The organism is Burkholderia sp. Bp8991 (assembly GCF_003853795.1).
Classification (GTDB): domain Bacteria; phylum Pseudomonadota; class Gammaproteobacteria; order Burkholderiales; family Burkholderiaceae; genus Burkholderia.
This window is the reverse complement of record NZ_QTQJ01000004.1, coordinates 95,528-118,198: the sequence shown is the minus strand read 5'-3', so window position 1 is coordinate 118,198 and position 22,671 is coordinate 95,528. Positions and strand designations below refer to the sequence as shown.

Below are 22,671 nucleotides of genomic sequence, written 5' to 3'. Positions count from 1 at the left end.
ACGCCTGATTTCACATGAACCTTCGCAAACTGCAACACGTCCTCGCGCTCGCTCGGTGCCAGAATTTCAGTCGCGCTTGCGCGGAGGTGCACCTGAGTCAATCCGCGCTGTCACGCAGTATCCAGTCGATCGAAGCGGAGTTCGGTATTTCGCTGTTCGATCGCGGCGCGCAACGTATCACGCTGACGCCGCACGGCAAGGTATTCGTCGAGCGGGCGCGCCGGATCGATTTCGAAGTGCGGGAGCTCAGGCGCGACCTCGCGCTGCTCGAGCGCGGGGAGTTCGGCGATCTCTGCATCGGGCTGGGCGCGACGCCAGCCGCGCTGCTCAGGCAACCCATCCTGACGTTCGGGGCCGTTAATGCGCCCCAAGTACGCGTGGTACTCAAGCGAGGCAATACTGCCGACCTGCTCGGCATGTTGCTGGCGGAGCGCATCGACATGTTCGTTGGCGATATCGCGTCGCTCACGCAGCAGCCGGAAATCGAGATCGTGCCGCTGCCGAGATGGCGGGCCGCATTCTTCTGCGGTCACGCGCATCCGCTCGCGGGCATGGCTGGCGTATCGCCCGAGAATCTATTGAAGTATCCGGTCGGCTGCACGCATCTGTCGAAGTACGCGCTCGACGATCTTCAGCAGCATCTCGGATATCCAATCGCGGATCGCATCAAGCTCCAGAGCGACGATTTCGGCGAGCTGGAGGCGGCGGCAGCCGTCAGCGATGTCGTCATTCTTGGCAGCCGGCCAGTATTCGACGAGGCGGTTCGGGCGGGAAGGTTGCATCCGGTGCCGCTCGATCCGCCGCTGGCTGGTTCGGCCTGTTTCGGGATCGTCACGCTCGCGGGCAGAACCCAGTCTGCCACGATGCTGAGAATCAATGCCTTGGTGCAACGTGTGTTCGACAATTTCGCGGAGGACTTGCCGACACGCTAGCTCGGTGAGCGGGGGCCTGTTGCTCTATGAGGCGGGCGATATCGACACGGTGCGGCGACTCGTGCACGAAGCCCGTTCAACACGGAAGGGGTCTGGAGGACGGTCGATATCCGCTTTTTTTCCTGAACCGGGCAGACGAGCATTGATGCGTGTTTTGCGTGCGGCTCATCGTATCCGGGAGGTGCGGATGCGAAAGGGCGCATGCGGATGCGGGCCGCCGTTTGCGCAGTCTCGCCGGCCGGGGTTGCCTCGGTCGTTGCGCAGCGGACAACAAAAAACCCGCGAAGCCATGCGCTGTCGCGGGTTCTGCAAATGCACGAAACACGGAAAAACCGTATCTGGTGCCGACGGCGAGACTCGAACTCGCACAGCTTTCGCCACTACCCCCTCAAGATAGCGTGTCTACCAATTTCACCACGTCGGCACTTCAGTACTGCAAGGGGCGCAATTCTAGCGCCACATTGCGCGTTTGTGAAGGGGGTGTGACGCGATCGCGGGGCAGGCGAGGGGGAACCCGGTAAAATTCGCCGGATCGATCCGACGATCCTCGCAACCGCAACCCGTTTTCTCCCCGTGACGACGACCCTCGAACAACTGCAGGCCGGCCAGCTGTCGGGCGCCCGGCAACTGAAGCTTGCGTGCGGGCTGACCGAATTCCCGCGCGAGATCTTCGATCTGGCGGATACGCTCGAAGTGCTCGACCTGTCCGGCAATGCGCTGTCCGCGCTGCCGGACGACCTGTCGCGGCTGCATCGCCTGCGCATCCTGTTCGCGTCCGGCAATCGCTTCACCGAATTTCCTGAAGTGCTCGGCACGTGCGCGCAGCTCGACATGATCGGCTTCAAGGCGAACCGGATCCGCACGGTGCCGCGCGACTCGCTGCCGCGTGCGCTGCGCTGGCTGATCCTGACCGACAACGAAATCGACGCGCTGCCCGCCGAGATCGGCGATTGCGCGCGCCTGCAGAAGCTGATGCTCGCGGGTAACCGGCTGCGTGCGTTGCCGCCCGAAATGGCCGCCTGCCGTGCGCTGGAGCTGGTGCGGCTGTCGGCGAACCGGCTCGACGCGCTGCCGGACTGGCTGTTGCGCCTGCCGCGCCTCGCGTGGCTCGCGTCGGCGGGCAATCCGTTCGGCGCCGCGCCGGAAGCCGCGGCTTCGGCCGAGCCGGGCGTCGCGGACATCGACTGGAGGTCGCTGACCTGCGACGAGAAGCTCGGCGAAGGCGCGTCGGGCGTAATCTACCGCGCGCAATGGCGTGTGGACGGCGCCGTGCCGCGAACGGTCGCGGTCAAGCTGTTCAAGGGCGCGGTGACGAGCGACGGCCTGCCCGATTGCGAAATGGCCGCCTGCCTGCACGCCGGGCGCCACCCGAACATGATTCCGGTGATCGGCAAGGTGCGCGCTCATCCGGACGGCACGCACGGCCTTGTGATGGAACTGGTCGATCCGGCGCTGACCAACCTCGCCGGGCCGCCGAGCTTCGCGTCCTGCACGCGCGACGTGTATGCGGCCGATGCGCGATTCGCGCCGGCCGACGCGTCGCGGATCGCGCTCGGCATCGCGTCGGTCGCCGCGCATCTGCACGCGCGCGGCATCATGCACGGCGACCTGTACGCGCACAACATCCTGCACGACGGCAAGGGCGGCGCGCTGCTCGGCGATTTCGGCGCGGCGTCGGTCTACGACGTGAACGACCGCGAGCGCGCGGCGCGGCTCGAACGGCTGGAGGTCAGGGCGTTCGGTCATCTGCTCGGCGAGTTGCTGGCGCGCTGCGAGCCGCCTGCGTGGGAAGGCTCGCACGCACTCGACGCGCTGGCGGCCGCGTGCCTGAACGAAGATATCGACGCGCGGCCGTCGTTCGGCGAGATTGCGGCAGCGCTGGCCGAATCGAAGGGCTGACGATTCCGCCCGCGCCGCGGCGCGGGCCGTCGCCGTGCGGATGCTTACGCCTGCCGCGCGGTCAGCAGCTTGATCCCGAGCCCGACGAACAGCAGCCCGCTCGCGCGCTTGGCCGCGCGTACCCACGGGCTGATGCCGATGCCGCGATGGAGCCGGCGCACGCCGAACGAATAGACGCTGTGCACGATGACGACGGTGCAGGCGATCGTTGCGTACATCACGACGAACTGCATCGCGAGCGGGCGATCGTGCGCGATGAACTGCGGCATGAATGCCGACAGGAAGATCATCGTCTTCGGATTGCTGCCCGACACGAACAGCGCTTCGCGGAACAGTTTCCTGCGGTCGGGCTCGACGATCGCGGCCTCGCCGTCCGGCGAACGGGGGTTGCGCCCGCCGCGCAGTTGCCGGATGCCCAGATAGATCAGATACGCGGCGCCGACGACCTTCATCGCGATGAACAGCGGCGGCATCTCGGCCAGCACGGCGCCGACGCCGAACGCGACGAGCATGACCAGCGCGCCTTGCGCGACGAGGTTGCCCGCGATCGTCGCGGCGGTGCCGCGCGAGCCGTAGCGCACCGTGTTGCGGATGACGAGCAGCACGTTGGGGCCGGGTGACAGCGTGGTGGCGAGATAGGCGGCGGCAAACAGCAGCCAGGTCTGAATGGACATGCGGCGCTCCGAAAGGCGGGTTCTGCGGTCGGGGTGAATCCGTGCATGATGCCACGGCGGCGCGGTTCACCCCGACACACGGCGTCAACGCGCGCCGCGCACGCAGTAGGCGGCGATCGACGACGGCGAATCGATCGCGGACGGCCGCGTCATCCATGCGATCCACCCCGCCCATAACCCGCAGACGATCAGCACGGCGACATTCAGCGGCGTCCGGTAGCGGACGATCAGGTTGGCCAGCGGCAGGCGTTCCTTGCTCATGTGCATCTCCTTCGGTCGTTGCGCATGCGGCGTTACTGGCCGGTGTAGGACGGCGCCTTCGCGTCGCAGGTCACGGACGCCGTCGCGCCGTCGGCGAAATGCAGCCGCAACGGCACCTTCGCGCCGGGCGCGACGGGCTGACGCGGCTCCTCGAGCATCACGTGATAGCCCTTCGGCCTGAACGTCACCGTGCCGTGCGCGGGCACGTCGACCGCTTCGACGTGAACCATCTTCGCGGTACTGCCGGCCGTCTGCGTTTCGTGCATCATCGCCATCCCGAACGCGGGCGTATCGATGCCAGTGAGCGTGACGGGCTTGTCGCCGTCGTTCTTCAGCGTGAAATAGCCGGATGACGGCACCATCGCCGGCATCGTGCGGATCCAGCATGCATCGGCCTGGACGGCCGACGCGGCGAACGTGGCGGGCGCCTGTAGCGCCAGCAGGGCGAACAGCAGGCTGGTCGGAATCGAGGGTTTCATTGTTGGTGTTCCTGATCGGGTAGGGAAGCGGTCAGCGTGTGCGTTACTTCAGCGTGAACGCGTAGCGGCCCTGCGTGCGATGGCCGTCGCTCGCCACCGCGACCCATGCGACCGTGTACGTGCCGGGCGTCAGGTTCGCCAGTGCGATATGCATCCGCTTCCGGTTGCCGGCGTCGACCGCGGATTTCCCGTCGGCGACCGACTGGCCGTGGCTGTCGGTGACGGCGATCGAACTGAATGCGGGTTCGAGCGTTTCGCTGAAGTCGATCGTGACCGCGTGCGGCGCGCTCGACAGCGTGGCGTCGGCGGCCGGTTCCAGGGTTTTCGGGTGCGCGTGCGCGTGTGCGGCCTGGGCGACGACGAAGCCGAGAGCGACGAGTGCGCCGCGGAGGAATGCAGTAGTTTTCATGACGGGATGATCCGGTTGGAAATGGTAAGGACAACGATATATTCGAATTCGGCACACGGCCGCGCGTTCGCGCACGCGCAACCAGCGGGCGAGCGCACGCACGGCACGGCGCCGCGAGCAATACGGTCGAACATGATCGTCCTTCGAAACGTGACACGGCATGCACGCGCGGACGCGTGCGGACGGCGCGATGCGCTGCGGCATCACGCGCGGTGACGACGAATCAGGACGCGAGCGGCGGGGCGCGCGGCTGCGCGGCCGTGAGCGGCAGCGCGCGGCGCAGGCTTTCGAAGCGGGTTGCTTCGCGGTGCTGGAGCGGGTGGACGTTGGCCGCGAACGTCAGTTCGGGCGCGGGCAGGGCCGGCGTATGGGCGAGCAGGCTGCAATAGCCGCAGGCCTGCAGATGCGCCTGCAGGCTTTTCGACGACGCATCGCCGGCGTGGCCGCCGTCAGCCGGCGCGGCCGTGCAGTGGCCGGCAAGCAGCGCGTCGACGCGGCCTTGCGTCGTCAGCGCCTGCGAGATCGTCGGCGCGAGCGCCGTCATCAGGATGGCGAGCATCCCGATCAGACTGACGATCTTCCGGAAACGACGACTCAGCATGCGATGCGCGGGGCGGCGTAGGGTAACGATGGAGCGGATTATGCCATGCACCCGCGGCTAGGGCATGCGGGCACGTGGATACCGGGAATGACGCGCGGCGCGCTCACGCGTGCTTCGCCAGATATTTCGTGATCAGCATCATCTGCGCGGCCCAGCCGTGATCGTTCATCTCGCGCGCCTTCGCACGGCGCGCTTCGATCAGCTGGTCGAAACCCGTCTCGGTGACCGTCAGCAGCGTGCCGCCGTCCTTTTCCGCGAGCGCGAACGTGACGAGCGTCATCGGCTCGGACGTGTAATCGAAGTTCGGGTCGATCGCGAACGGATGCCAGCGAAAGGAGAACAGTTGTTTCGGCTCGACGCGATCGACGACGATTTCGAACACAGTGCCCGCATACGGCTCCTGTGCCTTGGCGATGTCGTCGTCGACGCGCGTCGGCGTGATGCGGCCGAACAGCGGCTGGTCGGGCACGAACGGCCCGTCGAACGACACGCCGAACCAGATGCCGAATTCGCCGGCATTGCTGACGGCTTCCCAGACGCGCGCCAGCGGCGCGGTGAGCAAGGCTTGCTTCTCGATGCGATCGGTGGACTGGGTCATCATCTTCTCCAGGCAGGCATCATCGTTGCGGGACGGCGCGCGGCAGCGCGCCGCGTTCAGTCGATCATGACCGCATCGGGCACGTCGAGCACGACATCCGAAGTCGCGACGGCCACGCACGGCAGCGTATAGCCGTCGGCCTTTTCCTCGCGGCTCAGGCCCGGCCATTCGATCGTATAGCGTACGCTGCCGCTGACGATCCTGCACAGGCAGCTTCGGCACGTGCCGTTGCGGCACGAGCGCGGCAGCCTGACGTGCGCGAACGCGGCGGCCTCGAGCAGCGTCAGCGAATCGGGCGCGTCGAACGTCGCGCCGAGCGGCTCGATGCGCACGAGAGGCGGGTGGTCGGGATCGGTCATGGGTGAAAGCGGGCGGCGAATCGGCAGCGAAGCGAGGAAAGGCAGCGCGATGCCGGAAGGCAACGCAAGCGCCAAGCATACCCGAAGCCGCCTGCGGGCGGCGCCCGTCGGGCGGGCAACCGGCCCGGAACGTGTCAGTGCCGGCGCAGGTAGCGGTACACGGTATTGCGCGCGAGCCCGAGCTCCCGCGCGGCGGCCGATACGTTGCCGCCGTGCCGTGCGAGCACGGCATCGATCACCGCAGCCTGGTGGCTCTGCAGCGTCGTCGCTTCGCGCACGTCGGCCGGTGCGGCTTGCGCCGCGGGTGCGTCGTCGCAGTCGAGCCAGAAATCGTCGGGCAGGTGCGCGAGCGTGATTTCGGCTTCGTCTTCGGCGAGCATGCCGGCCGTGCGCAGCACGTTGGTCATTTGCCGCAGGTTGCCGGGCCAGCGGTGCCGCATGAACGCGTCGAGCACGTCGGCCGCGAGGCGGCCCGGCATCGGCTCGCTGCGCGCCAGCCGCGCGAGGATCCGCTCGACCAGCGCCGGCAGGTCGGTGCGCGCGGCGAGCGGCGGCAGCGTGACCGCGAGCCCGTTGATCCGGTAGAACAGGTCTTCGCGGAACGTGCCTGCGGCGATCATCGCGCGCAGGTCGCGGTGGGTCGCGCAGACCACGCGCACGTCGACCGGCACCGCGCGTGCGCCGCCGAGCGGCATCACCGCGCGCTCCTGCAGCACGCGCATCAGCCTGACCTGCTGCGCGAGCGGCATGTCGCCGATTTCGTCGAGAAACAGCGTGCCGCCGTCGGCCTGCACGATCTTGCCGGGGCTGCCGCGCTTGCGCGCGCCGGTGAACGCACCGTCCTCGTAGCCGAACAGTTCGGCCTCGATCAGCGAATCCGGCAGCGCCGCGCAGTTGACCGCGACGAACGGGCCGTCCGCGCGCGGCGATGCCTGGTGCAGCGCACGCGCGAGCCATTCCTTGCCGGTGCCGGTCTGGCCGAGGATCAGCAACGGCAGGTCGCGTCCGCGGATCTTCGCGACGCGTTCGAGCACGGCGGCCATCCGCGCATCGCCGGTGTCGAGCGTCGCGAACGTGATCGCGTCGAGGTCCGGCGCCCGCGTGCGCACGGCGGGGGCGGGCGGCGTGACGGCGACGGTCGTCTTGTGCACTTCCGCGAATTCGCAGCGGGCGAGCACGCGCACGCCGGTCGACAGCGTGAGGCGGAACGGTGCGCCGGCCGCGCGGGCCGCCTGCTGCGCGAGTTGGCCGAAGTGCATGCCGAACAGCGCGTCGCAGCCTTGATGCTGCAATGCATCGAACGTCGCGCCGAGCTGGAATTGCGCGCTCCGGTTCGCGGCGATCAGCCCGCCGTCGGGGCCGAACGCGACGAGCCCGGCGAACAGCGAGTCGACGCAATCCTCGTGGGCGTGGAAGCGCAGCCGCAGCGCCTCCGCGCACTGGTTCGCGAACAGGTGGTTCTCGATCAGCTGCGCGGACATCCGCACGAGCGCGAGCGTATGGGGGCTGAAGCCGCGTGGGTCGCCGCTCACGTCGAGCGTGCCGAGGGTGCGGCCGAACGGATCGATGATCGGCGCGCACGAGCAGGTGAGGATATGGTTCGCGCGCAGGAAGTGTTCCGACCCGTGCACGGCGACTGCCTGGCCCGATGCGAGCGCGGTGCCGATCGCGTTGGTGCCGCGTGCGCCTTCGGCCCATGACACGCCGGTGCACAGCGCGACGCGGTTCGCCTTCTCGATGAAGTCCGCGTCGCCGATGCTGTGCAGGATCACGCCGTCGGCATCGGTGAGCAGCACGAGGCTTTGCGTGTCGGCGATTTGCGCGTGGAGGTCTTCCATCACCGGGCGTGCGTGCGCGAACAATGCGTGGTTCGTGTCGAGCAGTTCGCGCAGCGCGAGCCGCGACAGCGGCGAGAAATCGGGGCGCTCGTTCGCGCGCAGGCCGACCGCGGTCGAACGGGCATGCGCCTGCGCGAGCAGGTCGGTGCGGCCCGCGGTGGCGGGCAGCACGAAAGATTGAGGCATGTCTTGTCTCCTGTCGGCCCAAGTTAGCGCTTTAGCGCTTACTTGGGCCCCATGCTTCGCGGTCGGTCCGAGTTAGCGCTTTAGCGCTTATTTGGGCCCCATGCTTCGCAGTTGGCCGGAGTTGGCGCTTCAGCGCTTGCTCTGGTCCCACGCTTCGCGGTCAACCCGAGCCCGCACATCAGCGCGTTCCGAGGCCCCCGCTTCGCAGTCGAACCCTTTGACGCCCTGCACCGCACCATCCGCCACCCGGGCCGCCGCCGTCGATATCGCCTCATCATACAAGCGCCGCGCACGTTGTGCGACTGCGTACAAAAACCCCTTGCTTTTAAGCGCCCGCCTGCAATGATGGAAATGGAACATGCACGCGCCGTGTTCCGCATCGCAACATGCATGCGACGCGACATGCATCCGTTCGGGAGACGCATCATGGTTCGGACGGAACTGAGAGTCGTGCTGGCGGCCATCGCCACCTTCATCATGCTGGGCGGCATCGCCGTGGCGATCCACGGGCTGCTGTTCGACCTGAGCGACGCGGTGCAATACGGAGCGGCCGCGATCGCGGTGGGCGCCACGACCGCCGCGATCGCGCTGAACGTCTGGCCCACCGATCCTCACTGACGCCGTTCGGCAAAACGGTGCCGGATGTCGCGCTGGTCAGAGGAAATGCGCGTCGGAACGACGCACATCGCAAATTTTGCCTCCTGCGCGAAACCGTCTAAAGTGGAATGCAACCGGCATGCATTAGTCCGCGCCATACCCCCGTGGATCGTGCCTCTGCCGGCGAGCCCGCGTAAATTTTCGTCCGGCCGGTAGCGGACGACGGACGCGGTCATTTGCTTTCTACCGGTCGAGGCGGCTCCCATGCAGATCCATTTCACGAATGAGAAGCCCGAATATTCGGGGCGCGACCTGATGCTTGGTTTCACGGCGCTGGTCAATGGCGAGCGCGTCCAATGTCAGATCACCGCCGAGGCGCTGGAGGATCATTTCGGTGCGGCATCGCCGCGCTTCGAGGACATGGTCGGTGCGTACGATCAGCACCGCGAGCGGATCGAGGCAGCCGCACGGCGGTTGCTGTCCGAGACGCGCGCGCAATGCGTGACGCTGCGCAGCGGCTACGTGCGCTTCTACGAAGCGAACTGGCGCTGAGCCGGACGACCGGGCAGCTACGGAGCGGGCGCCGGATACCGGCGCCCGTGTCATATCGGCGCGGGCTCGTCCGGTAGATCGATCGCTTGTGCGGGACGATGCGCTGCACGGTCCGGGCATCGTGCGGCGCGATGGCGTGCCCGCGTTCCGTTTCGCTTGATCCCGTTTCGCTCAATCTGAGTCGATCAGCGCGTACGCGCCGCCCGTTGCGTCGTGCGTGCGCGCGATGCGTGCGAAGCCTGCGTCGGCGAGGTGCATGCCGGCAATCAGCAAGCGATCCGAAGCGACTTCGGCGAGCGTGGCCGCGCGGGTCGCCGATGCCTGCGACGGATCGTGATCGAACGCGATCGACACGTCGGGGCGAGCAACCTGGATCGGCGCGAAATGCACGAGATCGCCCCAGATCAGCAGGCGCTCGCCCTGCGATTCGACGCGATAGCCGGTGTGGCCGGGCGTGTGCCCCGGCAGCGGCACGGCGGCGATACCGGGCAGCACGTCGCCTGCCGCGATGGTGCGCAGTTGCGCCGCGCAGGCGTCGAACGCGCGCCGCGCGATTCGGACATTGATGCGCGCTCGCTCGCTGGCTCTCTCGTACATATCGTCGTCCAGCCAGAACATGCGTTCCCGTTCGTCGATGAGCACCTCCGCTTGCGGAAAGGCCGGGCGCCCGTCTGCGTCGAGCAGGCCGCCGATGTGGTCCGGATGCGCGTGCGTCAGCAGGACCGTGTCGATCTCGCGTGCATCGATGCCGGCTTGCGACAGCGACGGACGCAGCAGGCCGCCCCAGTTCCGGATGCCGCCGGCACCGGTGTCGACGAGCACGGTGCGGCCGTTGCCGCGTATCACGTAGCAGTTGATGTTGACCGCCGACGGCGTATGCATGCCGGCCCGGTGCATGATACGGGCCGCGTCGTCGACGTCGATGTTCGACAGCAGGTCGAGGCCGGCCGTCAGCGTGCCGTCGCTGATCGCGGTCACCGTGAAATCGCCGACTTGGCGGCGCGGGAAAGAAGGGCGTGGAATGAGTGCGCTCATGGGGTCAATGTCGGGCGTGAAGGTGGGTGGTGTCGTAGCCGAAGCAGCGGATGCGTGCGACGAATCCGGTGTGCCGGAGAATCTCGCGATCCAGTTCGGCCATGAACCGGTCCATCAATTCAGTGGTGCGAAATGACGCGATGCGAAAGCGGATCTCCGCGCTGACCGGATGTCCGCGGCCGAGCCGGATCGGCACGTACGCGACGTGGATCGTGCCGGGTGCGGCGCGCAACACCTCGGTGCAGAGCGTCTCGCAGGCTGACGACAGCGCATCGAGTGCCGCGCTGGACGGCATGCTCGTCCCGGGGATGAAAATCGTGACGCTGGGCATGGCCGGGCTCCCGTCAGCGTGCGGCCGACGTTGCCGTCGCGCTGACGAGCCGGTCGCCCATCGGCGCATAGCACCGGATCGCGGCGCCCGACGCATCGGACGCGAGCCGCGCCTGATCGTGATCGAGGACCGCCAGCCAGCGAGCGGCCGGCTGGCGGTCCAGCGCGACCGCATGCATGGCGGTGGCTGCGATACCTGCTCGCGCGAACGGGGCGGCGTCGTCGCACACGGCCAGCCATTGATGGCCGGAGACGGCCGGCGCAGGTGCCGCGCTGTCGTACACGTTACGGCGCCATTCGACGATGTGCGGCTGCCAGCGCGCGAAATTGCCGCCGCCCTTGTCGCGATACTCGGCCGACGTCAGCACGTCCGGGCCGTCGATCGTATGCAGCGCGAGGTAGACGGGGCCGTCGCCGCCGAGGGCGCGAAAGCGTTGCGACGTGCGGAAGCCGGATACCGAGATCAGCGCCGGCAGTTTGACGCGGCTGTAGAAGTTGTTCCACCCGGCTTCGACGGCGGGCTCGGCGATGCTGCATTCAACGGCATAGATCATGACATCTCCACGGGTGGCGAGCGGCCTTCTGAGCGATCGGCCGGCTCGACTGGTTGAGTTTTTGTCATGATAATGAGCGGAAGAATGGGCGGAAAACGATGATTCGTCACCATTCAATGACATTTGATCAAGCCATGACCGACGGCGGTCGGACCGGGAGCAATCGTGACGCGACGCAGGATTCCGAGCAATTCGGCATTGATGGCATTCGAGGCCGCGGCGCGGCATGGGAGCTTCGCGCGCGCCGCCGACGAGCTGGCGTTGACGGAAGGCGCGATCAGCCGGCAGATCGGCCGACTCGAGACGTTCCTGGGCGTCGCGCTGTTCGAACGGGTCGGCAACCGCGTGCGGGTGGCGCCGAACGGCGCGCGCTACGCGGCGCAGGTTCGCGAAGTGCTGGACCGGCTCGAGCGCGACAGCCAGTACATGATGGGGCAGCCCGGTGACGGCGGCAGCGTCGACATCGCCGTGACGCCGACGTTTGCGACGCGCTGGCTGATTCCGCGGCTCAAGGGATTCCAGACGCAGCATCCGAACATCACGGTGCATTTCGCCGATCGCGCCGAGCCGTTCGTACTGGCCGGCAGCGGCTTCGATGCGGCGATTCACTTCGAGCATCCGGCCTGGGCCGGCATGCATACGTACCGGTTGTGCGAGGAGGTGCTGGTGCCGGTCTGCCATCCGTCGCTGCTCGCGGGCGGGCAGCCGGACACCTTGCTGGGCACGCTGCCGCGCCTGCACAAGCGCCAGACGCCCGATGCGTGGTCGGCTTACGTGCAGGAGACGGGATTGCCCGTGAACAATCCGGCCGCCGGCGCCCGCTATGATCTTTACTCGATGCTGATCGCCGCGGCGCTGGCCGGGCTCGGCGTCGCGCTGGTGCCGCGCCTCTATGTCGACGCCGAAATCGCGCAGGGGCTGCTCGCGGCGCCCTGGCCGGACGGGCGGGGCGTGGTCAAGCGCTTCTGTCTCGTGTTGCCGGAGGCGCTGGAACTGGGCGAGGGGCCGTTGCAGGCCTTCGCGCGCTGGGTGCTCCGGCAGGCGGACGCGTGACCTGATGTCGCCCGCACCAGGCGGCTACCCGAACGAACACGCGGTCCTGCGGCGTCATGCCGTTCAGTTCTTCACGGAAAGGAAAGGCATCAGGCTTTCGGGCCGCTTTGGTCCGCCGCTTCACGAACCGCCTGTTTGCAAATCCGTCCATCGCGGTTTCGGCTTGTCCATGCCGCGAAGCGACAAGCCGAAACCGGTCATTCAGTCGAACCCGGACTGCCGCACCCGGTTATCGAGCCGGGTTGGTCGCCGTGATGAACGGGTCGAACGACATATGGACGTTACCCTCCAGCAGCAGGTTGATCGAGTATTGAACGTTGGTTCCCGCGCTGTTGACCCGCCCGCCCCACACGGCGCCGTCGAATTGCGGATATTGTTGCGGGTTGACCATGTTGGGAATCGCGCTCCCCCAGAAGCCGAGAATCGCGATGGATTCACCCGGGTCGAGGGAAACGGCGGACCAGACGATCGTGTCGCCGTTTTCGCATTTCGTCCGCAATTCATTGCTGCCTTCCGAACCGTCCCCGCTGTAGCCCGTCGAATCCACCATGAATACATATTTCGGCAGATTGTTTTCGGCAATGGCTTTCGCGACATTGACAATCACGTTTACGTAGATCGTTGCCATGACGACTCCTGATTATGAAACAGGCAATGTTTTTCCGGCCCCATGCCCATTCGCGTGGAGGATACCCCGTGCGTGCTTGATATATTGAATCACGCCGACCCGAATAAAACCGAAAGAATCACTCCTTTTGATGAGCGGGGAGAGCGCGCGACCGCAGAGATTTTCGGCCGTGCAAGCGGAATATAGCAGTCGGATTTTATAAATCAACCCGATAATTCCGGGGATAATTGCGGGCGTCATCAAAGTCATGCGTCGTATCGATTTGCGAAAATATCGATAGAAAATGGTGCTGTGCGACGATTAAGTGATGTCTTGTATTTTTAATATATCAGTCGCCAATATTTCGATTGGATATTTGGGGTAAATTCAATGCTTTTTGATACGCCGAAACGCATTGTTTCGCGTAATACAACCATCAATCCCGCCCGGGGAAATGCCCCCCGGGCATGCAGCTACGCGGGTGCCCGCCGATACAGGGCGCCCATGTGAAACGACCCGGCCGCAAATGCGACCGGGTCGTCAGGGGCCGTCCTTCTCGCCATGCCGTTCGGTTCCGCGACAGGAACCGGGCGGCACTACACGTGAAGGTGGCGTCTTTTGATCATGCCACGCACCGGGGCGCGTGCGTCACTCGCTGCCGAGATAGAAGAAGCGGAACAGGAACACGGCCGCGATGATCCACACGATCGGCTTGACCGTGCGGGCCTGGCCCGTCAGCAGCTTCAGGCCGCCGTACGCGATGAAGCCGAATGCGACGCCGTTCGCGATCGAGTACGTGAACGGCATCAGCAGTGCGGTCAGCGCGGCCGGCACGGCTTCGGTCGCGTCGTCCCACGGCACGTCGACCATCTCGCGCAGCATCAGGCACGACACGTACAGCAGTGCCGGTGCCGTTGCGTAGCCCGGCACGACGCCGGCGAGCGGCGCGATGAACAGGCACGCGAGGAACAGCACGGCGACGGTGATCGCCGTCACGCCGGTGCGGCCGCCGGCCTGCACCCCCGATGCGCTTTCGATATAGGCGGTGGTCGACGACGTGCCGAGCACCGAGCCCGCGACGATCGCGGTGCTGTCGGCGAGCAGCGCCTTGTTCAGGCGGTTCATCTTGCCTTCGACGAGCAGGCCCGCGCGGTTCGCGACGCCCATCAGCGTGCCGGTCGCATCGAACAGCTCGACGAGGAAGAACACGAGGATCACGTTGATGATGCCGGTCGACAGCGCGGCGCCGATGTCGAGCTTGAACAGCGTCGCGTCGATCGACGGCGGCGCGGAGAACACGCCGTGGAACTGGTTGCCGCCGAAGAAGAACGACAGGACGGTGACACCGATGATGCCGATCAGGATCGCGCCGCGCACGCGCAGGTGGTCGAGCGTGACGATCGTGAAGAAGCCGATGATCGCGAGGATCGTCGTGGGCTTGTGCAGGTCGCCGAGCGTGACGAGCGTGGCCGGGCTGCCGACGATCACGCCCGAGGTCTTCAGCGAGATGATGCCGAGGAACAGGCCGATGCCGGCGGTGATCGAGATGCGCAGCGATTTCGGAATGCCGTTGACGATCGCCTCGCGCACGCGGAACAGCGTGACGAGCAGGAACAGGCAGCCGGAGATGAACACCGCGCCGAGCGCGGCCTGCCACGTGAAGCCCATTCCCTTGACGACCGTATACGCGAAATACGCGTTCAGGCCCATGCCGGGCGCGCAGGCGATCGGATAGTTCGCGTACAGCCCCATGATGATCGATGCCAGCGCCGCGACGAGGCAGGTCGCGACGAACACGGATTCCTTCGGCATGCCGGCATCGCCGAGGATCGCGGGGTTGACGAAGATGATGTAGGCCATCGTCAGGAACGTGGTGACGCCCGCGAGTATTTCGGTGCGGAAGTCGGTGCCGGCTTCAGCGAAGCCGAAATACCGCTTGATGGATTCCATGAAGGCGTTTTCTCCGGTCGGGTTGTCGTGTTGCTTGTTGTTCGTGCCGAATTGTTGTAAGGCAGCGCGAGGCCGGCCTACTGTAACCAGCCACTATTGCCGCGCTATCGGCGGATTGTAATAGCGCGGATAGCTCGGACGATATAGTTGCGGGGCACGATCGGCCGCGTTCGCGCGAACGGTCGGACAGGCCGGCCGCGCGAGGAAGGCGCGCATTTTACCGGTTCGGACGAGGCGGGCAGGTAGAAACGATGGAAACGATTCGATGAGGGGCGGCGGGCCGGGCCGGCCGATGCGGGCGCAACGACATGACCGGCATGCGGCGCGCGGCCGCCGCGCGATGACATGCGATGACATGCGACTGCAATCGCGCACCCGCATGCTGGCCGAACGCAGGACGGTCGCAATGCATGCGCGAACGCGCGCGGCATGACCGGCGCGGGTGCGCAGCGGCGTGCAGCGGCCATTCATCAGTCCAGGCGGTTGCAGATATCGGGCTATCCTGCGCCGAACCCGTTCCGTCCGCAACTGTCATTTCGCGACGCGGGCGCGACTGTGGTTTCTGTGTAAAAGATTGCAAGACGTCATCGCGTTAACCGGCAAGTCTTTCTAGGATAGATACACCGCGCACACACGCCGGCCAGTCGTTGCCGACGCGGGGGAGTCGCAGTCCGTGCAGGGCAGGCGGTGAAGTGCGGTGACGGTCGTTGCGCATTCGGGCAGGCGCGACCGGTTGCGATTGCCCGATGCGGGTTCGTCCGTCATCCCGGAGGTGAGCATGTTGAACTGGATCAGCCGTTGGGCGATGCGGCACGCCCCCACGCCGGAAAAAACCGCTGCGTCGATGCTCGTGACGGCGCGCATGGAACTGTTCGCAGCCGAACAGCGCGTCATCGATGCGAAATTACAGGCGGATTACTGGCGTACGCGGGTGTCATTTCTCGAGGAGGTGCAAAAGCAAGGCATCGACCCGTGGGTGACCTCGCAGGCGGCGCAACGCCCCGACCTCGATGCCACTCCCCGCAGCACGGGCCCGCGTCTCGCCGCCAGCACCTGATGCACGCGATGCATGCAAGGGTTGCGCACGGCGCGCGATCGCTCGCGGCACGCACGCGCGTGCCGCGTCATTCGATACGCACCCGCGACGCATGGCGCCGCGGGTGCGTCCGTTTCCGGATGCGTTGATTCCGCGCGTTCCGGTGTCCCGTCGCGCGACGGAATCGCGCATCGTCAATCCCGTCTTCGCCATCGTCCGGCGAGCAAACGTTGCATTCGCGCGAGCGTACGTCTCAGCCGTTCGCCGCGCCGCACGTACGCCGTCGTGATCGACGCTTCGGCCGGCCGGTCGTCATCGGTGCCGAGCCAGATGCGATCGCCGCGCGCGATGCGCAGCACGTCGCCGGGTTGCACCCAGTAGTCGTCGACGCTCGGCGGCCGCGTGATCCACAGCGGTGCACCGTGCGCACGAATTTCCGCATCGCCCGGCGCGCGCCAGGTCAGCGTCGTGCGCGGCGCAACCGCGAATCGGATCACGACGGTCGGTAACGCGATCGCGCCGGCGCGGCGCGAATCGGGACGGTCGAACAACGGGCTTGCCTGGTCCATCGTCTTCTCCATTCGTTGAGCCGGACGGATGACGCGCACCAGAACAAAAAGGCCTCATCCGTTTCCGGTGAGGCCTCGTGTGACATGCGGTACTGCTCGGATGCTAACGCACAAGCGCCTCCCGTGATCCATTCTTTCGAATGTTCACCGGGCAATGATTCGCGATGGCGATGAGCTTGAACGTAGGCATGCGAACGAGTTTGTCGATGTCGTACGGCGTTGTCAACGACTATTTTCGAGAAACGTGGCGCGTCACGCGTCGCGCTGGGCGAGGCCGTTGACGAGCAGTTCGGACAGCAGGCCCGTCATGCCGTTCGGATGCGTGGCGGCGCGTGCCTTCAGCTGTTCGACGAGTTCGGCGTTGAGCTTGCACGCGAACGGCACGAGGCCCTGTTCCTGGTCGAGCTTGCGCTGCGCGCGGCGATCGAGCTTCGCCGCGTCCTCGGCGCCCTTGCCGAAACGGGCGGAGCTCGACTGCTTCAGCGCGTGCGTCAGCTTGAGCGCCTTGTTCTTTTCTAGATCGGTTTTCTTCATGGCCATCGCGGCACCTCCGGGAAATGAAGCCGCGATTGTACGCATTTCGGCGGACGCCCCCGCCGAAACCGTCGCGAACCCGCCGGCGAACCCGGTCACGCGCCTTTCGTCGTGCCCCAGTTGCCGCCGTGCGCGGCCGCCTGCGCGGCCGGCGAGCGCGCCAGATACGCGAGCGCCTGCTCGGTCGAGCCTTCGTGGTGCGGCGTATAGCCCGGCCTGAAATAGCGCAGCGCCGCGCCGATCACTTTCCAGAACGACGGCAGGTGCCCGCGCCGCGAACCCTTCCACCACGCGAGCACGAAACCCGGATAGCGGCCCGCGGCCGGATCGCGCCGGTACATGAACTTCGCGCCGCTCGTGATGAAGTAGAGCAGCAGCACGATCACGAACGCCATGTGCAGGCAGCGCTCCGGGTAGTTGCCGCCCATGTGGTTGTAGATGTCGAACGCGACGGTCCGGTGCTCGACTTCCTCCGCGCCGTGCCAGCGCAGCAGGTCGACCATCGTCGGGTCGGCACGGCCTTCGTCGAGCCCGTGCGCGTTGAGTACCCAGTTGCCGAGGTAGCCGAAGAAATGCTCGAGCGACGCGATCACCGCGAGCTGCTGCCGCAGCCAGAAGCGCGTATGGCCGATCTTCAGCCCGAACGGCGCTTCGCCCAGCACGCGCGTGAACAGCCAGTTCAGCTTCTGCGTGAACGGCTTCGTGTCGATCCCGTGCCGGTCGTAATAATGCTTGAGCACGCCGCCGTGCGAGCGCGAATGCACCGCTTCCTGGCGCAGGAAGCCTTCGGCTTCGTCGCGCAGGCGCGCATCGGTGATGTGCGGCAGCGCCTTGTTGTACACGCGGCAGAACCACAGCTCGCCTTCCGGGAACAGCAGGTTCAGCGTGTTGATGATGTGCGTGCTGCCCGGGTCGTTCGGCACCCAGGTGATCGGCGTGTCGCTGAAGTCGAACTTCACGTGCCGGGCCTTGATCTTGTGATAGTCGGCGGTAGCGGTCATCTGTGTCTCCGTTCCTGTGCGGCGGTCTGCGCCGTCAATGCGATGCCATGCTGATGCGGGCCAGCATCCGGCCGAACCACGGCATGAAGCGGCCGACGAAGCGCAGCGCGTGCGCCTCGGTGCCCACCGCCACGACCGGCCGGTTGCGCAGCACGCCGTCGACCATCGCCTGCGCGACGGTTTCCGGCTTCAGGCCGCGCATCTGGTACAGCTTCGTCGCGCGCTTGCGCAGCCGCGCTTCGTCCTGGGCGTTGGCGCCCGCGTATTGCGTCGACGCCATGATTCCGGTTTCCGCGAAACCCGGGCACACGGCCGTCACGCCGATGCCTTTTTCCGCGAGTTCCGCGCGCATGCATTCGCTGAGCATCAGCACGGCGGCCTTCGTCGTCGCGTACGCGGGCAGGTCGCGCGACGGCCCGAACGCGGCGGCCGACGCGGTGTTGACGATGTGGCCGCCCGCGCCGCGCGCGGCCATCTGCTGCGCGAACAGCCGCGAGCCGTGGATCACGCCCCACAGGTTCACGTGCAGGATGCGCTCCCAGTGCCGCTCGCTCGTGTCGAGGATGCCGCCGGCCATGCCGATGCCCGCGTTGTTGATCACGATGTCGGCGCCGCCGAGCTCGCTGCCGACCCATGCCGCGAGCGCTTCCATCTCGTCGGCGGCGCCGACGTCCACGCGTTTCGCGTATGCCCGCGCACCGGTCAGCCCGAGCAGCAGCGCGGTGCGCTCGGCGCTCGCGAGATCGATGTCGCACGCGACGACGGTCGCGCCTTCGCGGGCGAACGCGAGCGCCGCGCAGCGGCCGATGCCGCTGCCCGCGCCGGTGACGACCGCGACCTTGCCGCTGAACCGGCCGCTGGTCGCGCGGCGGCGTGCGTTCGCGAGCGCGGGCGGTTCCTCGCCCGATTCGACCGCGTCGATCAGCTGCTCGGCGAGGCCCGCGAAGCGCGCGGGATCGGCGAGCGGCAGCCAGTGGCCGGCCGCGACTTCACGGCGGTAGTACTGCGGCACCCAGCGCGACAGGTTCTCGGACAGCGCCGGGCTCACGTATTTGTCGCCGAGCGGCACGATCGTCTGCACCGGTGCATGTGCGTAGCGCTCGCGCGGCGCGAACAGGCAGCGGATGAAGTTCGCGCGATAGAGGCGCACGCCGCGCGCGCCGTCGTCGGCCTGCGTCGGGCGCGGCGCGGCCGGCGTCTTCTCGATCCGGCGCAGCAGGGCCGGCCATGCGCGGCCCAGCCACAGTCGCCAGCCGAGTTCAGGGACGAACGGCAGGTGGAACAGGTACACGTACCACGAGCGCACGAGCTGGCCGCCGAGTTTGCCGAGCGATGCGGGCGTCGGGTGCAGCACGCGTTCGCGCAGCCAGAAGCCGACGTGGTCGAGGCACGGCCCCGAGCACGACGTGTACGACACGATGCGGCCCGCAAGCCGCGGATCGGTGACGAACTCCCAGCCCTGGATCGAACCCCAGTCGTGCGCGATCAGGTGCACCGCGCGGCCGGGGCAGAGCGCGTCGATCACCGCGACGAAGTCGTCGGTCAGCTTCGCGAGGTGATAGTCGGCCGTGCGCTTCGGCACGCCGGACAGGCCCGCGCCGCGCACGTCGTAGGCGATCACGTAGTGCCTGCGCGCGAGCAGCGGCGCGACCTGCTGCCAGACGCTGCTGTCGTCGGGGTAGCCGTGTACGAGCACGACCGGCGAGCGGGCCCGGTCGCCCCAGGTTCGCACCGCGAGCGTCAGGTCGCCGGAGGCGACGGCCGTTTCGCTGTGGACCGATTCGAACAGGGCCAGCGGCGCTTCGTCGGAAAGAGGCTGCATCGTGAGTCCGTCGTTCAGGGATTCGGGAGGAAGGCGCAATGCGTGCGTGTCAGGCGGCGGCCTGCACGGTCGCGACGGCCGGCGCGCGTTCGGCCTGGCGGCGCTGCCAGCGGCGCACGTGCGGCAGGTCGTCGTCGAGCCAGTACGCGTCGTCGTCGGTGATCACCAGCAGCTCCTCGAATTTCGCGCCGACGCCGGCGAAGCCGAGATGCGGCTCCACGGCCCACAGGCCCGGCACGGGCGCATGCTCGGAGCGGCGGTCGATCGACCACAGCGGCGACCAGCCCTGCTGCTTCGCCGCGCGGCCCTGGTCGAGCAGCAGGTTGCGCGTCGCGTTCAGCCCGAAGCGCGCGACGAAGCGCGGCTTCGACAGCTTGTGGATCTTCGCGACGCGATGCGCGAGCACCTTGAACGGATAGGCCTTGTGGCGCGGCTCGACGCCCTGGCGACGGCACAGCGCGTCGACCGCCTGCGCGACCTCGGCCATCGGGCGGCGCGCCTTCACGAGTTGCACGATCAGGTCGCGATGGTCCATCAGGTCGTCCTGCAGCTGTTCGAGGATCGGGTTCCGGCCGAGGCAGTGCGCGTAGCCGACGTCCGCGACGATCCCGTCGAGCACGGGCGCGACGTCGAGGATCACCGGCATGTCGGTTTCGAGCTGGCGGTTGCTCGGGAAGAACGCGAGGTTGAAGCCGCCCATGTGCTTCAGGCCCGAGAAGCCCTGGAAGGCGGTGCGGTCGCCGAACCACGCGAACGGCTTGTGCAGCCAGTCGTGCACGCCGTTGTCCTGCAGCCATTCGGTCAGCAGGCGCGCGGCTTCCTTCTCGGTGATGCCGGGGTAGAGCATCGCGCCGACGGTCTCGACGCAGCGGTACGCAAGCTGCTGGACCGCGCGGAATTGCGGCAGCTCGTCGAGGTGGACTTCCGGCAGCGGATGGTGGGCGGTCATGATGCGTCTCCATGTGTCGGCCCGCGTTTGCGCGTCGGCGCGACGCGGGTCCGGTGCAAGGCTGGGGCGCTGACCCGGAATGCATCCGCCGGTGATCCGGTGGCGGGTTATTCAGTCAGCATTTAATGTGTCATTGATCGATGTAAAGATCATAGCGGGTTCGACGTGGCGCGGAGGTGAGGATTTCTCCTAATGAAGGCCGAAATGGAGGGGAAGCTCTAGGTTTGCGGCGGTCGGGGCGGATGGCCGTCGCTGCGCACGCATCCCGAGCGGGGCAGCCGGCCGGGGAGCGCCACGCCAGGCCGCGGCGCGGGCCTGGCATGTCGCGCTGGATCAACTCCCTGTCGTGTCGCGGCGCGACGCTGTCAAATTGCCGAAATAATTTCGTCACATCATTCGCCCCCGATTCGAAGCCTTCGCGGCTTCGCGGGGCCGGTGTGCCGCGCGTCGCGCGGGGGCAGCGACCGAAGCCGATTCGACCTTCCTACGGAGACAGACCATGCAACGCCGCAAGTTCATGAACACCCTGGCCGCGGCGACCGCTGCGACGCCGCTGATGCTCAAGGCCGGCATTGCCGGCGCGAAGAGCGCGACCGCGCCGGACGCGCTGGACCCGGGCCGCTGGTCGCCGTTCAACGCCGCGCGCCTGCAGGCGGTGCTCGACCAGCACGGCGTCGCGAGTGCGCGCTACGACGGGAAGCGCCGCCCGTACGCGGTGTTCGACTGGGACAACACGTGCATCATGAACGACTGCGAAGAAGCGTTGCTGATGTACCAGATCAACCATCTGCAGTACAAGCTGACGCCGGACGAGTTCGTCGGCGTGATGTGGAAGGACGTGCCGAAGGGCGCGTTCATGAAGGACTACACGACCGTCGACGGCAAGCCGGTGACGATGGAGGATCTCGCCGCCGACGTCGAGTCCGACTACCGCTGGCTCTACGCGAACTACAAGGGTTTCGGCGGCGACAAGAGCCTCGACGAGATTCGCGAGACCGACCAGTTCAAGGATTTTCGCGCGAAGCTGTACTTCATGTACGACGCGATCTGCGATACGCATCCGCTCGAAGTCGGCTACAAGTGGATCATCTACTTCTACAAGAACATGACGACCGCCGAGCTGCAGGCGATGGCGGAAGCGTCGAACAACTACGGTATCGGCGACGCGCTGCGCAAGGTCCGCTACGAAAGCCCGAAGGCGCTGCCGGGCAAGGCCGGCGTGGTGGCCGACACGCATTTCCACGGCATCCGCATTCACGAGGAAATCCGCGCGGTGATGCATACGCTGCGTGCGAACGGCATCGACGTGTACGTGAGCACCGCGTCGCTCGACGACGTCGTGCGCGTATTCGCCGGCAATCCGAACTATGGCTACGGCGTGCCGCCCGAGAACGTGATCGGCCTGCGTCTCGACATGCAGGACGGCAAGTACACGAGCACCTATCCGGCCGGCTGGCATTTCAACTGGGGGCCCGGCAAGACGGTGGGCATCCGCAACGTCCTCGCGTCGAAGAAGGGTTACGGCCCGCTGCTGGTGTTCGGCGACAGCGACGGCGACGCATGGATGCTGCGCGACTTCAAGGACACCGCGGCCGGCGTGATCGTCAACCGGATGAAGAAGGGCGAGATCGGCGCGGACAGCAAGCTCGCGGCCGAGCAGATCGGCAAGCCGGACGCGCGCTTCCTGCTGCAGGGCCGCGACGAGCACACGGGCCTGATGATCCCGGACGAGAAGTCGATCAAGTACGGCAAGACCGACCGCAAGCTGCTGGCCTGACGCGGGCCGGGCGGCGGGCATCCGGCATCCGGCATCCGGCTTCCGGCTTCCGGCCGCGGCGGCCCCGCG

Annotated in this window: 25 protein-coding genes and 1 tRNA gene; 7 read left to right on the top strand and 19 right to left on the bottom strand. The window is 66.8% G+C overall.

The features are described 5' to 3' along the window. Positions 1-14 precede the first annotated feature (14 nt). The gene (locus tag DIE02_RS05985; protein WP_124485262.1) at positions 15-932 is read left to right on the top strand and encodes a LysR family transcriptional regulator; all 918 of its coding nucleotides are present in this window, start codon (positions 15-17) and stop codon (positions 930-932) included. A 339-nt stretch (positions 933-1,271) separates the two neighbouring features. On the opposite strand, the gene DIE02_RS05980 is transcribed toward DIE02_RS05985, so the two are convergent. Beyond that, positions 1,272-1,356, bottom strand: a tRNA-Leu gene (locus DIE02_RS05980). 149 nt (positions 1,357-1,505) lie between these two features. Here DIE02_RS05980 and DIE02_RS05975 point away from each other — a divergent pair. After that, positions 1,506-2,831: a leucine-rich repeat-containing protein kinase family protein gene (locus tag DIE02_RS05975; protein ID WP_124485263.1), complete on the top strand. Its 1,326-nt coding sequence runs from the start codon at positions 1,506-1,508 to the stop codon at positions 2,829-2,831. Between the two features lie 44 nt (positions 2,832-2,875). Here DIE02_RS05975 and DIE02_RS05970 read toward each other — a convergent pair whose 3' ends face one another. The 8 genes from DIE02_RS05970 to DIE02_RS05940 form a co-directional block, all read right to left on the bottom strand. After that, a complete protein-coding gene (locus DIE02_RS05970; protein WP_124485264.1) occupies positions 2,876-3,505 on the bottom strand; it encodes a LysE family translocator in 630 nt (209 codons plus the stop codon). Positions 3,506-3,589: 84 nt separating this feature from the next. Continuing rightward, positions 3,590-3,766, bottom strand: a complete 177-nt coding sequence (locus DIE02_RS35425) for a hypothetical protein (RefSeq protein WP_185500404.1) — start codon at positions 3,764-3,766, stop codon at positions 3,590-3,592. Positions 3,767-3,798: 32 nt separating this feature from the next. Next, positions 3,799-4,245 (bottom strand): copper chaperone PCu(A)C, encoded by a 447-nt coding sequence (locus DIE02_RS05965; RefSeq protein ID WP_124485265.1) that lies wholly within the window; start codon positions 4,243-4,245, stop codon positions 3,799-3,801. 43 nt (positions 4,246-4,288) lie between these two features. Beyond that, entirely contained in the window at positions 4,289-4,654 is a 366-nt protein-coding gene (gene copC / locus DIE02_RS05960) for a copper homeostasis periplasmic binding protein CopC (protein WP_124485266.1), read from the bottom strand. 223 nt (positions 4,655-4,877) lie between these two features. Further along, on the bottom strand, positions 4,878-5,255 hold the full coding sequence (locus DIE02_RS05955) for a DUF2946 domain-containing protein (protein ID WP_044846867.1): 378 nt from the start codon (positions 5,253-5,255) through the stop codon (positions 4,878-4,880). 103 nt (positions 5,256-5,358) lie between these two features. Next, complete coding sequence (locus DIE02_RS05950) at positions 5,359-5,853, bottom strand: SRPBCC family protein (protein WP_124485267.1); 495 nt, start codon at positions 5,851-5,853, stop codon at positions 5,359-5,361. A 56-nt stretch (positions 5,854-5,909) separates the two neighbouring features. After that, positions 5,910-6,212, bottom strand: a complete 303-nt coding sequence (locus tag DIE02_RS05945; protein WP_059527056.1) for a 2Fe-2S iron-sulfur cluster-binding protein — start codon at positions 6,210-6,212, stop codon at positions 5,910-5,912. A 134-nt stretch (positions 6,213-6,346) separates the two neighbouring features. Further along, the gene (locus tag DIE02_RS05940; protein WP_124485268.1) at positions 6,347-8,236 is read right to left on the bottom strand and encodes a sigma-54-dependent Fis family transcriptional regulator; all 1,890 of its coding nucleotides are present in this window, start codon (positions 8,234-8,236) and stop codon (positions 6,347-6,349) included. Positions 8,237-8,662: 426 nt separating this feature from the next. On the opposite strand from DIE02_RS05940, the gene DIE02_RS05930 reads away from it, so the two are divergent. Both DIE02_RS05930 and DIE02_RS05925 read left to right on the top strand, forming a co-directional pair. Next, complete coding sequence (locus DIE02_RS05930; protein WP_124485269.1) at positions 8,663-8,854, top strand: DUF2964 family protein; 192 nt, start codon at positions 8,663-8,665, stop codon at positions 8,852-8,854. Between the two features lie 243 nt (positions 8,855-9,097). Continuing rightward, the gene (locus DIE02_RS05925; protein WP_014898618.1) at positions 9,098-9,385 is read left to right on the top strand and encodes a DUF1488 domain-containing protein; all 288 of its coding nucleotides are present in this window, start codon (positions 9,098-9,100) and stop codon (positions 9,383-9,385) included. Between the two features lie 171 nt (positions 9,386-9,556). On the opposite strand, the gene DIE02_RS05920 is transcribed toward DIE02_RS05925, so the two are convergent. Genes DIE02_RS05920 through DIE02_RS05910 form a run of 3 tightly spaced genes read right to left on the bottom strand, consistent with a single transcriptional unit; the run spans position 9,557 to position 11,304 of the window. Then, positions 9,557-10,420, bottom strand: a complete 864-nt coding sequence (locus DIE02_RS05920) for an MBL fold metallo-hydrolase (protein ID WP_124485270.1) — start codon at positions 10,418-10,420, stop codon at positions 9,557-9,559. Between the two features lie 4 nt (positions 10,421-10,424). Next, on the bottom strand, positions 10,425-10,751 hold the full coding sequence (locus DIE02_RS05915) for a hypothetical protein (RefSeq protein ID WP_124485271.1): 327 nt from the start codon (positions 10,749-10,751) through the stop codon (positions 10,425-10,427). Between the two features lie 13 nt (positions 10,752-10,764). Next, the gene (locus DIE02_RS05910) at positions 10,765-11,304 is read right to left on the bottom strand and encodes a sugar ABC transporter (RefSeq protein WP_124485272.1); all 540 of its coding nucleotides are present in this window, start codon (positions 11,302-11,304) and stop codon (positions 10,765-10,767) included. A 201-nt stretch (positions 11,305-11,505) separates the two neighbouring features. Between DIE02_RS05910 and DIE02_RS05905 the strand changes: the two genes are divergently transcribed. Next, positions 11,506-12,357 carry a LysR substrate-binding domain-containing protein gene (locus tag DIE02_RS05905; RefSeq protein WP_124485402.1) on the top strand — a complete coding sequence of 284 codons (852 nt, stop codon included), beginning with the start codon at positions 11,506-11,508 and terminating at the stop codon, positions 12,355-12,357. Positions 12,358-12,586: 229 nt separating this feature from the next. Here the strand turns inward: DIE02_RS05905 and DIE02_RS05900 are convergent, their stop codons facing one another. Both DIE02_RS05900 and DIE02_RS05895 read right to left on the bottom strand, forming a co-directional pair. Continuing rightward, entirely contained in the window at positions 12,587-12,985 is a 399-nt protein-coding gene (locus tag DIE02_RS05900) for a hypothetical protein (RefSeq protein WP_124485273.1), read from the bottom strand. 627 nt (positions 12,986-13,612) lie between these two features. After that, the gene (locus DIE02_RS05895) at positions 13,613-14,914 is read right to left on the bottom strand and encodes an NCS2 family permease (protein ID WP_044846874.1); all 1,302 of its coding nucleotides are present in this window, start codon (positions 14,912-14,914) and stop codon (positions 13,613-13,615) included. A 778-nt stretch (positions 14,915-15,692) separates the two neighbouring features. Here DIE02_RS05895 and DIE02_RS05890 point away from each other — a divergent pair. After that, on the top strand, positions 15,693-15,971 hold the full coding sequence (locus tag DIE02_RS05890) for a hypothetical protein (protein WP_027807295.1): 279 nt from the start codon (positions 15,693-15,695) through the stop codon (positions 15,969-15,971). Between the two features lie 173 nt (positions 15,972-16,144). Here the strand turns inward: DIE02_RS05890 and DIE02_RS05885 are convergent, their stop codons facing one another. The 5 genes from DIE02_RS05885 to DIE02_RS05865 form a co-directional block, all read right to left on the bottom strand. Then, on the bottom strand, positions 16,145-16,519 hold the full coding sequence (locus DIE02_RS05885; protein ID WP_124485274.1) for a DUF2917 domain-containing protein: 375 nt from the start codon (positions 16,517-16,519) through the stop codon (positions 16,145-16,147). Between the two features lie 252 nt (positions 16,520-16,771). Continuing rightward, the gene (locus DIE02_RS05880) at positions 16,772-17,059 is read right to left on the bottom strand and encodes a hypothetical protein (protein ID WP_124485275.1); all 288 of its coding nucleotides are present in this window, start codon (positions 17,057-17,059) and stop codon (positions 16,772-16,774) included. Between the two features lie 89 nt (positions 17,060-17,148). After that, a complete protein-coding gene (locus DIE02_RS05875) occupies positions 17,149-18,054 on the bottom strand; it encodes a metal-dependent hydrolase (protein ID WP_124485276.1) in 906 nt (301 codons plus the stop codon). Between the two features lie 34 nt (positions 18,055-18,088). Then, positions 18,089-19,876 (bottom strand): SDR family oxidoreductase, encoded by a 1,788-nt coding sequence (locus DIE02_RS05870; protein ID WP_124485277.1) that lies wholly within the window; start codon positions 19,874-19,876, stop codon positions 18,089-18,091. A 49-nt stretch (positions 19,877-19,925) separates the two neighbouring features. Further along, positions 19,926-20,825 carry a M24 family metallopeptidase gene (locus tag DIE02_RS05865; RefSeq protein WP_124485278.1) on the bottom strand — a complete coding sequence of 300 codons (900 nt, stop codon included), beginning with the start codon at positions 20,823-20,825 and terminating at the stop codon, positions 19,926-19,928. A gap of 499 nt (positions 20,826-21,324) precedes the next feature. On the opposite strand from DIE02_RS05865, the gene DIE02_RS05860 reads away from it, so the two are divergent. After that, positions 21,325-22,602 carry a haloacid dehalogenase-like hydrolase gene (locus DIE02_RS05860; RefSeq protein WP_124485279.1) on the top strand — a complete coding sequence of 426 codons (1,278 nt, stop codon included), beginning with the start codon at positions 21,325-21,327 and terminating at the stop codon, positions 22,600-22,602. Positions 22,603-22,671 lie beyond the last annotated feature (69 nt).